Annotated in this window: 9 protein-coding genes; 4 read left to right on the top strand and 5 right to left on the bottom strand. The window is 60.3% G+C overall.

Annotated elements, in window-relative coordinates; translation table 11 throughout:
- The coding region (locus tag B7R21_RS19125; RefSeq protein ID WP_172592295.1) for an ATP-binding protein at positions 1-307 on the top strand (307 nt) is incomplete at its 5' end.
- Between the two features lie 36 nt (positions 308-343).
- Here the strand turns inward: B7R21_RS19125 and B7R21_RS19120 are convergent.
- A complete protein-coding gene (locus B7R21_RS19120) occupies positions 344-1,384 on the bottom strand; it encodes an IS30 family transposase (RefSeq protein ID WP_253259918.1) in 1,041 nt (346 codons plus the stop codon).
- A gap of 309 nt (positions 1,385-1,693) precedes the next feature.
- Complete coding sequence (locus B7R21_RS19115) at positions 1,694-3,016, bottom strand: site-specific DNA-methyltransferase (protein ID WP_116284843.1); 1,323 nt, start codon at positions 3,014-3,016, stop codon at positions 1,694-1,696.
- Positions 3,017-3,165: 149 nt separating this feature from the next.
- Here B7R21_RS19115 and B7R21_RS19110 point away from each other — a divergent pair, with 149 nt between their 5' ends.
- The 3 genes from B7R21_RS19110 to B7R21_RS19100 are packed head-to-tail and all read left to right on the top strand — an operon-like array spanning position 3,166 to position 6,992.
- Positions 3,166-3,999, top strand: coding sequence for a DNA adenine methylase (locus B7R21_RS19110; protein WP_172592294.1), 834 nt, complete (start codon positions 3,166-3,168; stop codon positions 3,997-3,999).
- A 3-nt stretch (positions 4,000-4,002) separates the two neighbouring features.
- Entirely contained in the window at positions 4,003-5,739 is a 1,737-nt protein-coding gene (locus tag B7R21_RS19105; protein WP_116284842.1) for an AAA family ATPase, read from the top strand.
- Positions 5,739-6,992 carry a 5-methylcytosine restriction system specificity protein McrC gene (locus B7R21_RS19100; RefSeq protein WP_116284841.1) on the top strand — a complete coding sequence of 418 codons (1,254 nt, stop codon included), beginning with the start codon at positions 5,739-5,741 and terminating at the stop codon, positions 6,990-6,992. The genes B7R21_RS19105 and B7R21_RS19100 overlap by 1 nt, the downstream gene beginning before the upstream one ends.
- A 136-nt stretch (positions 6,993-7,128) precedes the next feature.
- On the opposite strand, the gene B7R21_RS19095 is transcribed toward B7R21_RS19100, so the two are convergent.
- Genes B7R21_RS19095 through B7R21_RS19085 form a run of 3 tightly spaced genes read right to left on the bottom strand, consistent with a single transcriptional unit; the run spans position 7,129 to position 9,969 of the window.
- Positions 7,129-8,499: an endonuclease NucS domain-containing protein gene (locus B7R21_RS19095; RefSeq protein WP_253259917.1), complete on the bottom strand. Its 1,371-nt coding sequence runs from the start codon at positions 8,497-8,499 to the stop codon at positions 7,129-7,131.
- 46 nt (positions 8,500-8,545) lie between these two features.
- Positions 8,546-9,295, bottom strand: a complete 750-nt coding sequence (locus tag B7R21_RS19090) for an ATP-binding protein (RefSeq protein ID WP_116284840.1) — start codon at positions 9,293-9,295, stop codon at positions 8,546-8,548.
- A complete protein-coding gene (locus B7R21_RS19085; protein ID WP_116284839.1) occupies positions 9,292-9,969 on the bottom strand; it encodes a Mu transposase domain-containing protein in 678 nt (225 codons plus the stop codon). Before B7R21_RS19085 ends, B7R21_RS19090 begins: the two co-directional genes overlap by 4 nt.
- Positions 9,970-10,070: the final 101 nt, after the last annotated feature.

Genomic DNA, 10,070 nt, shown 5'->3' with positions numbered 1-10,070 from the left:
CAAGCTCGCCACCGAACTCAGCCGGCTGCGGCGCTACAGCCTGCTGATCGTGGACGAAGTCGGTTACGTCCCGTTCGATCAGGACGCAGCGAACCTGTTCTTCCAGCTCGTGTCGTCCCGGTACGAATACGCCTCCCTGATCCTCACCAGCAACCTGCCCTTCGGGCGGTGGGGTGATGTCTTCGGTGACCCCACGATCGCTTCAGCGATGATCGACCGGGTCGTGCACCACGCCGACGTCCTCAGCCTCAAAGGCACCAGCTACCGGCTCCGAGGACACAAAACCCTCACCACTACGACAAACTAAACACACCACGTGGCACCGTTTTCAATCGGGGTGAATTCAAGCGGTCGTCGCAACACGTGTTTGTTGCTGTGATCCTAGCTCTGCGTTGAAGTGCTGGGTGGGGCTTTGCCAGTTGAGGCGTTTTCGTGGTCGGTCGTTGAGCTTCGCGGCGATTACTTTGAGGGTGTCGGCGCCGTGAATGCTGAGGTCGCTGTGCTTGCGGAAGTATTGCCTGAGCAGTCCGTTCATGTTCTCGTTGGAGCCGCGCTGCCAGGGCTTCCCGGGGTGGGCGAAGAAGACTCCGTCGCTGAAGAGGGAGGCGATTTTGTCGTGGCTGGACATCTCGGAACCCTGGTCCCAGGTCAGCGTGCGCCTTAAGTGCGCAGGCAGCTGCGACATCGTCGCTGTGAGTGCCGCGTTGACGTCGAGCGCGGAGTGCGAGTCGGGCAGGTGCAGTAGTAAGACGTACCCGCTTTTGCGGTCGACGAGCGTGCCGATCGCGGAGCGCGTCTTCGACCCGATGATGAGGTCGCCTTCCCAATCGCCCAGGCGGGATCGTTCCTCGACGACAGCGGGCCTGTGATCGATCAGCGTCGCTGGCGCAATGAACCGCGGCGCGCGCACATCGGGTCGCCGTCGCCGCTTCCGCAACGGTCGGCCCGTGCGAAGGTGGGTGGTCAACTTCCGCGTCAATCCGCTATTCCGCGGCCAATACACGGCTTGATAGATCGTTTCGTGGCAGACATGCCAGGACGTCTTCTGCGGGTGGGTTTCGCGGAGCCAGAAGCTGATCTGTTCCGGGCTCCAGTCCAGGGTGAGCTTCTCCTGCACGAGGTCCCGTAGCACTGGGTCTTTACCTATGAGCCCGGCGCGGTCGCGGCGCGCTTTCTCTCTGGAGCGGGCATGAGCGAGGACAGCATCGTATTTGCCGCGGTCGTGACGGCGCATGTTTCGGCGCAGCTCCCGGCTGATGGTCGACGGCGATCGGCCTAGCCGTCTGGAGATCTCTCTCATCGAGAGGCCCTCTCGTCTGAACACGGCGAGGCGTTCCCGCTCGATGCTCGACAGGTACCGGGTGTGCCGGTCGGCTTCGAGCATCCGCAACGGTGCGACACCACCGCGTTCAGCACGCCAACGAAACCCGGTCGTCCGAGCGATACCAATCCGCCTCGCCGCCTCGATCGGGCCCACCCCGGCGAGGATCAGCTTCCAGTACGCGTCCTCAACGCTGAGCCATCTCTTACGTCCACGTCGTCCCACAATGTCCACACTCCGAATTCTGGTGGAGTGTTGCGACGAGACCTAGAACCCGCCCGGCAACAGTGGTACCATTTTCGGTCGGCGTTAACACGGGAGTGGGCTTTGGATACCGACCAGCCGCCCTAGCCCTCTTACTGATCCGTCTTATTAGGCGTGCCGAATGATTAGCGGCGCGCGCGCGTCTTGCTCCTGCAGCGCACGCTGCAGCGCAGCCGGCTGCGCCCTTCCTGTTAGAGAACCCAACCGCGGTGCGACATGAACCACCTTGAATGAGCCACCACCTACCCAAGCAACCTGTCTGCTGATTCCCCCGTCGTCTTCGCCTCGGACGACTCGCTGCAACCGCGGATAGGTGAAATCGATGACTGTCTGCGCGGAACGTTCAACTGCAATCCACCGGCGCCGCATCTTGTGTGCTACCGCTGCGGTCGTACCTGATCCGGCGAAAAGGTCGACTACAAGGTCCCCCGGGTTGGTCGCAATGTGAACTATTCGCTCTAGAAGGCTTTCAGGCTTTGGGGTGTCGAATACTTCCCGGTCCGGGAAGAGCTCGAGGAGGTGGCGTTTGGCATCGTCGTTGGTACCGGTGTCGGCTGCGCCCCAGACTGAAAACGGCACAAGACCGCGCAGCTGGTGTGCGAACAGCTTGAGACGCGGGGACCCTGAACCGTTCTTCGGGAACCAGATCCGGTCCTCGGCCAGGAGGTCATCGAACGTCCTCTGGGTCGCGTACCAGCTGCGGCCACGAGGCGGCCGCAATGTGTTACCGGCTGGAGTGAGGATGTCGTACTGCTGATTAGCTCGGAATCCGGGTGCTGTGAAAGGAGCGTCGGCCCACGGACCGCGCGGGTCGTCGTCGCGGTTCTGAAGCAGACCTTCGTCCTTCGCGAGCAGGTTTCTACTTGTTTTCCACACGCGAGGTCCCGCGGGTGCGTAAACGAGGATGGTGTCGTGGTTGGTGGAGAATGCTGCGCGAGAGTCGCGGGACATCTTCTTCTGCCAGACGACGGAGGCAACAAACGCTGCTTCGCCGAATACTTCATCCATGATGGCGCGTGCGCGGTGTACTTCGCTGTCGTCAAGATGAACCCACACGCTTGCATCGGGCGCGAGATGAGGTTTCACCGCCCGCAGTCGATCCCGCATCATCGACAGCCACACCGCACGCTGGAGCGAGTCTCCGTACTGGCGGAAGGTCTTCCCTGTGTTGAACGGCGGATCGATGTAAAGCAGACGAATACCGCTCCCCATCGCGGCCTTGTCTGCGGTGAGTACTTCTAATACGTCCATGCCATCGCCAATAGCCAGTACGTTCTCGAACGGCGAGGAACCTTTGTCTTGAGTGTCCAAAACTGACGATCGCAGCGGTTTGCTTCGCCGCTTATCCCCGTCAGTGAGCCACTCGTAGCCCAGCGCACCTGACGCATACAGAGTCTGGTCTTTGTTGGGCCAGACCAGCTCGATGTCCAACTAGGCCTACTTTCCGAATACGAGGCGCCCGTGTCGGCGGCACCTTGTTAGATAGGATCTCACACGGACGGACTGAATGTCTGCGACGCACGGAGGCCGCAATTCTCGATTTATTGGACGACCAGCCGCGCGTAGCCACTCCTCGAGCCGTGAAGCCTTTCATCCGCTGGGCTGGCGGCAAGACTCGTTTGCTCCCCAAGATCCTCCCTTACATACCCGAGTCGTTCTCGAACTATCACGAGCCCTTCCTCGGTGGCGGGGCGATGTTCTTTGCCGTGCAGGACCGCATCGCGGGCAGAGCGCACCTCACCGACCTGAATGAGCACCTGGTCAACGCGTGGATCGCCGTCCGCGACCATCACGATGAACTCCGCCCCCTGTTTGCTTGGTACCTGGAGCACGACTCGAAGACCTTCTACTACGAGGTGCGGGGCTCCAACCCGTCAGGTCTGGTGGAACGAGCTGCGCGGTTCCTGTATCTCAATGGCACGTCATGGAATCATTTGTGGCGCGAGAACTCGAAGACGGGTGCCATGAATGCCCCCTGGGGCGATCGAACCTTCAAGAGTTTCGATGACACGACTCTCGAGGGTCTGAAGAACACGCTGAGCATCGCGGATGTTCATCACGGCGACTTCCGTTCAGCGCTCGATCGAGTCCAGTCCGGCGACTTCGTTTATCTAGATCCGCCGTACCTCCCGGTATTCACGAACAGTGACGAAAAAGAACCGACGTCGAAGTTCAATAAATACACCGCGAAAGTCTTCGAGCTACCCGACTTGGAAGAACTCGCGAACATCTGCGCCGGTCTTAGCGACCGCGGCATCAAATGGGTCATGAGTAACCGAGATACAGAAGGGGTGCGCGAATTGTTCCGCTTCGCAGAAATCATAGGCTTCACCACCAATCGCTCCCTTGCGGCACAGTCCAAGCGAGCAGTTGAGTCACGGCTCTCCCCTGAGGCGATCGTCGTGGGAAAGTAGCCAATGGTTGCCCAGCCAGTCGAAGCGGTTTTCGTCATCTATTACGGGACCTCAGCTCACAAAGCGACTTACGGCCGCCTGAGCGGGGATAACACCTACACCAAGGACTACATCCAGCTCCCTCGCGACCCTGACTTTCGCCAAGCGCTCACCAAGTTGTTTCCGCCGGACCAAATCGGTGGCAAAAAGACGACTATCGAGTACAAGTGGCCGGATGGTTCGAGCGGCGGATTCATTGACTTTCAGTCGGCCGACCGCCCACACCTCGCTTGGCCAATGAGCTCGGCACCGGCCCCCTGGAAGATGGATTCGTCCCCTACCTCAACAGGTCCGGGGACAATCCCGGGCGACAGCCGTCTTCAAGATCCCGACGCGGCGACAGCAGAGTTGACGAACCTCCAAGAAAGCGGCATCCAGCCTTACTTCGTGGCAGTGAAGCTCAAGGGTGAACCTAACGTGCTTCACGTTCGTGCGTACATCGCGGGATCGGTTTCTGGCTACGAGTTCGCCAGCGTCGACCTGCTGCCGGAGCGCATTCGGGAGCTGGTAGCGTCGGCGACTGAGAACCGAATTTTCAAGTGGGGCTTCTTCGACAGTCGGAGTGCGCTCACCGAACCCGATGTTGCTGCCGCTCTGCAGCGGCTCGAGGAGAACCCCTCTCTGCTGTTGATCGGTCCCCCGGGCACCGGAAAGACCGTGCTGCTGGAGAAGCTGGTGCGTTACATCGAGTCACCAGGGCACGAGTTCTCGTTCGACCCGGACCTAAATCATGAGGCCTGGGCAGAAACGGACCACGATGCGCCAGCTGGGCTGACGCGGACAGTTGTTCTCCACCCGAGCTACGCCTACGACAACCTCGTTATTGGTTTGCTGCCGGTGCCTAATGAGACTGGTACCGGTGTCGCTGTCCGTGCGGCTACCGGTCCGTTAGTGAACTTGGCGCACTATGCCTCTATGACGGGCAATCGAGCGTTACTAGTCCTTGATGAGTTCAACCGCGGGAATGCGGCGGCCATCCTCGGAGACGCTCTAGCTCTCCTCGACAAGGACAAGCGGGGCAACGCCTTCATCGATCTGCCCTATTCAGAGCTCGGGATCAAGGTTCCCAAAGAGTTCGCTGGCGGTGATGCTGCGACAGTGGATTCACGCTTCACGTTGCCCTCGAACCTGTGGATCGTGGCAGCGATGAACAGTTCCGACAGGTCTGTGGCGCCCTTGGATGCCGCCCTTCGACGACGCTTCACGATCGTGGAAATGGGACCCGATTACGAAGTGCTGTCCGCTCATCTAGGAGCGGACAGTGCCGCGGACCTGGATGACCCACTCATCGATTGGTCGACGGGTCACGTCGGCCTCCTCGCGGTTGAGCTGCTCCACTCGCTGAATGATCGAATCGACGAAATCCTTGGCACCGACTTCAGGCTTGGGCAGAGCAACTTTTGGAATATCGGCGGAGAATCTGTCGAGGATTCCCTGCAGCGTCTCGCGTCGGCCTTCGATCATCGCGTTGTGCAGACTCTTCGGCTCTCACTACAGGACGACGACGGGTCGCTAGCGGCGCTGCTTCTCGCCGGCACTGCAGAACTGCCGGCCGGTGGAGAGTCGGCGGTCGCGTGGTGGAAGAAAGCGGATACAACTCTCGGGACGTTCGCCGCCGATCGCATCCACATACGCACACTCTCTTCACTCGGCGACGGTTCTGCGGTCACTGAGTTGCTGCGGCAAGCGCAACTGAACTAATGGCGGACGACCTAGCGTTCGTTGAGAACGTCCCGCGAGGCGTCAGCAACCGGTACCGCGGGGAGCTCATCGCCGCATCAGAGGTCTTGAAGAGAGACCTCGCTCCACGGCTGGGTCAACTCGCGCTTGGAGACGGGTCAGCGACCTTCCGGAACCTCGTTGGTTCTTTCCGTCTCACAAGCGGCGACGTTGTCGAGGTCAGTCCGAAAGTTGGATCCGACGGCAATTGGAGCGACTCGGTCGTGCAGCTGCTCGAACCCACGACGCGCATTTCGGTCACCGGTTCGCGGCGCTCGAGGTCGTCGCCCCGCCCGCATGACCTGACCGCGGCCCTGGCACTCGAGTTCGCTCGAAGGCTCGAGCGTGCCCTTCGACAATCTGGGCCTATCGAGGTCTACGAGCGCCGTCATTTCTCTACACGTCGACCGAACGGGCGCCTGAATATTTCCAAGTGGGTACGTGGAGCGATCCTGGACCCGTCGCTTTTCCCGGTGAGCCGCGACGAGCTGTCAAGCTCAAACGACTTCACCCGGGGTCTATCCGTTGTCGCCGGACAGTTAAGCCGTTCTGCCGTCAGTGCGGACCTCAGCTCCCGGTTGCGGCGGCTTCAGACCGCCGTGATTCCTGGTCACCCTGTGCCCACGCACGTGAGTCCCACAGTCGCGCAAAGGGTGCTTCCCGCACAGTGGGCAAAGTATCGGCCTGCCTGGGACCTCGCAGCGGCCCTATTGCGTAATCACTCAGTAGTCGGCGACCCCGGCCGTTCAATCGGCCTAGAAGTCGCCATCGAGCCATGGCCTCTACTCGAGACGCTTCTCGGGCGTGCATTGGCCGCTCTCTCCGGTGTTGGGCCGCTCAGCGTCATTCCAAAATCGACCCACCCTTTGCTCCTTCTAACAAACGGGTCCACCGCAACAAACGTGATCCCCGACGGCGCTTTACAGCAAGAGAACGGGCAGGTCGTGGCTACGTTCGAGTGTAAGTACACCGTGCCGCGTCGAACACCGAAAGATTCCCATGTCTATCAGGCATTAACCACGGCTGCTGCCCTTGGTGCGCCGCTCGCTGTTCTGATCTATCCCACCGACGAGCCTCCAACCAACTACACCGTCAGCTATCAAGGGCAGCCCGCCACCCTGGTCACAGCCGGACTGTCCTTATTTTCCTACCAGAAAGGCTCCGGCGACCTAGCACGGGCAGCGACCATTCAGAACATCCTGCAGCACCATCAGTACTCGATCGCATCGCCCTAAACGGACGTGATTGAGCGTTCACAAGACAACACTCGCCACCCCTGAGTAGATCGACGTCGGGTCTCAGCGCTAACAAATCGGAAAAGGCGTGCTCGTTAAACTAGTTTCGTGGGAGGTCTGAGGCGTTTGCTTTCGATCAGTCTTCGAGACCGAACGCGGCGGTGACCTGCTCGATCGTAAACTGCTGACGAAGCTTCGCTGCCGTGTTCTGGTTCGCGAACATGCCGGTCTTCCAGACGCCCTGCTCGCGGGGAACGGTATGAGTCCACTCGACCGTAACCGCCCATTCGGCCATCGTGTCATCATCATCGTCGGCGTGCCGGTAATGACCGTTGAGCGGCAGATTCTTTAGCGGGGTCTCAACCCCTTCGAGCATCACCAGGGTTTGATCGAAGCGCTGCGCGTCGCCCGTTACCACACCGACACCGACATAGCCGATCTTCGGGATGCATGCGAAGACGCGGGCGCCCGGCGTGAGGTTTTTTAGCGTGCGTGAAAACCACTCACCGCCACCCCCCGATACAAAACCGTATTTCATTCCGTCGGACCACTGACGGCCTTCCGGGCTGTCTCCGAACGAGACATACCAATCCGTCCCGTTCCAGACTTCCCTGGTCTTGATCTGACGTGAGGCCGAGACGGTTGCTGCGGTCGACCCTTCGTGTTCGACAAGCCAGGTTCGGGCCAGATAGGAGGCTCCTCGGTCGGTGAAATGGCGGAAGAAAACGACGTTGATCGGGACTCCGAAACCCTCGTTGAGGAAGCGAACAATCCTCTCCGTTGCAGAATCAACGCTTGCAGCCACGATGGTAAAAATTTGGGCGGCATTGACCTCATCGGGCAAAATCTCGTTGAACCGGTCAGCGAAGGCCTCTTCGAGCGCAACCCCGGGGCTGTAGACCTCAAAAATTGCTTGAACTTCAGCTCGACTCAGAGTAGAGACCCAAGAGCCATAGTCAATCACCTGAGCCGTTACGTCCCGGGGAGTCTTGTCGCGCTTCAATTCGATCACATGAACCGCAGCTGTTTCGTCTAATGCGAGCAAATCGATGAATCCACCGTGTGAGGTAAGCACCTGTCTACCAATGATGAGTAATGTCTCGCCAAGCATGGCTGGGTCGGACTCGATGTAGTTTTCGAGGTGAGACTCGAGCCCAATCGGGGTTGGCACAATTCGGCTTAACTTGTCACCGTCAGCCCGCCATAAACCCATCTCGACTGCCATTGTCAGCATTCCTTTCGGTAGGACGGCGAAGCGCCACATCTGAATCATTGCATCGTAGGTAGATTGCTCGCCTAGCCAAGTCTCTTCGGACTTCGTGAGGAACCGATCGACCGCGAGCCTGTACTTCGGCACCAAGTTGGCTGTGCTGTGCGGGAATAAGCTTGGTCGGTACGGCGTTGTTGTAGACGAGCGAAAATGTTCACTGCCCGTGGTGTGAGTATTTGAGGCTTTGAGCACCACCTGATCGTGTGGTTGGGCACCACTGATTGTGCGGGTCAGCACCAGTGGTGGCGCGGTTTCGGCACCACTGGTGCTGCCCGGCGGGATATCAAATGATGGCGTGGGCGGTGTGTTCGCGCATGTTGTAGGTGCCGGTCTCGACGGTGATGGTGTTGTGGATGATGCGGTCCATGATCGCGTCGGCGTGGACGCCGGAGCCGAGGCGTTGGTGCCAGTCTTTCTGCTGGTATTGGGTGCAGAACACTGTCGACGTTTCGCCGTAGCGGCGTTCCATAAGCTCGAGCAGCATGCCCCGCATCGATTCTGTGGGGCGGTCCAAGAGCCACTCGTCGATGACGAGCAGTGTGAACGAGGCGTATTTCCGGAGGAACTTGCCGCTGCCGCCGGTGGCGTCTTGCGCGGCGACCCAGGCTTCTTCGAGGTCGGGCATGCGGACGTAGTGTGCTCGGATCCGGTGTTCGCAGGCGCGTTTAGCGATCGCGCAGCCCAGGTAGGACTTGCCCGACCCGGTGAAGCCTTGGAATACGACGTTCTGCTGCCGGGTCACGAACGAGCAGGTACCGAGCTGGGTCAAGACCTCCCGACTGAGGCCACGTTCATCGAGCAGGTCTACGCGGCGCAGGTCCGCGTTCGGGTACCGCAGCCCTGCCCGCCGGATCAGGCCGGTGACTTTCGAGTGGGTGAAGGCCGAGTACGCGTCATCGACGACCAACCGGACGCGTTCCTCGAACGACAAACTAATGCTGAGGATCTCGTCCTGGGTGTTGATCGCTTCGAGCAGCTCGCCGGCGTTCATTTCTCGGAGTTTGCGTTTGGTCTCTGCGTCCAGGGCGCTCAACGGGCACCTCCTGCGTAGTACGCGCCGCCGCGGACGTAGCCGCCACCGTCGCCCTCTGGCTCGTCGGGGGCGTGGCCGGTTTTGTCTTGCCCGGTGTCAAGGATCGGTCGCAGGTGCGCATAACGCGGTGAACGGATCGGCCCGCGCAAAGCCAGCGCGCAGGCCGCTTCGACCCGGGCCGGCGAAAATCGGCGGGATAACCGCAGCACGGCCAACGCGGGGTCGTAGCCCGCTTCCTCGATACTGGCGGCCTCGAAGATCTTCCCCACAACCGTCACCGTGGCTGGTCCAATCCTGGCCGCCCACTCCTTGATCCGGGCCCGGTCCCAGGCCTGGAAGCTGCGTCCCTCGGGAAGGTCGGCGTCGTTCGTCTGATACTGGTTAGCGGTCGTGGCTGGCAGCAGGAGGTGGCTGGTCAGACGTTCGTCGCCCCGGTACACCTCCAGCATTGCCTCCGTGATACGAAGATCAACGCTGGCGCCGATGTGGCTGAAAGGAACGGAGTAGAAATTCCTCGCCCACACCACGTGGGCGTTCTTGTTCACCTTACGTTTATAGGCCCAGGTGCTGATCTCGAACGGCGCCGCGGGCAGTGGGTGCATCAGCGGCTTCTCCTCGGCCAGGAACACGCTGAGCCGGGAGCCGTCTGGGTCTGCCCAGAGTTCGGTTGTCATCTGATCTGTGAGATTTGATTCTCGCTGGAAGGATGTCAGTTATGGCAAAGGCATATCCGAAAGAGTTCCGTGATGACGTCGTGGCGGTGGCCCGGAAGGGC

Origin of the sequence: Subtercola boreus (assembly GCF_003399625.1) — a bacterium.
Classification (GTDB): Bacteria; Actinomycetota; Actinomycetes; order Actinomycetales; family Microbacteriaceae; genus Subtercola; species Subtercola boreus_C.
This window is presented reverse-complemented; position numbering and strand designations above follow the sequence as displayed.

Coding starts and splice junctions, on each gene's coding strand:
- B7R21_RS19120 (WP_253259918.1), bottom strand. CDS start 1,384: ATGCTCGAAGCCGACCGGCACACCCGGTACCTGTCGAGCATCGAGCGG.
- B7R21_RS19105 (WP_116284842.1), top strand. CDS start 4,003: ATGGTTGCCCAGCCAGTCGAAGCGGTTTTCGTCATCTATTACGGGACC.
- B7R21_RS19100 (WP_116284841.1), top strand. CDS start 5,739: ATGGCGGACGACCTAGCGTTCGTTGAGAACGTCCCGCGAGGCGTCAGC.
- B7R21_RS19085 (WP_116284839.1), bottom strand. CDS start 9,969: ATGACAACCGAACTCTGGGCAGACCCAGACGGCTCCCGGCTCAGCGTG.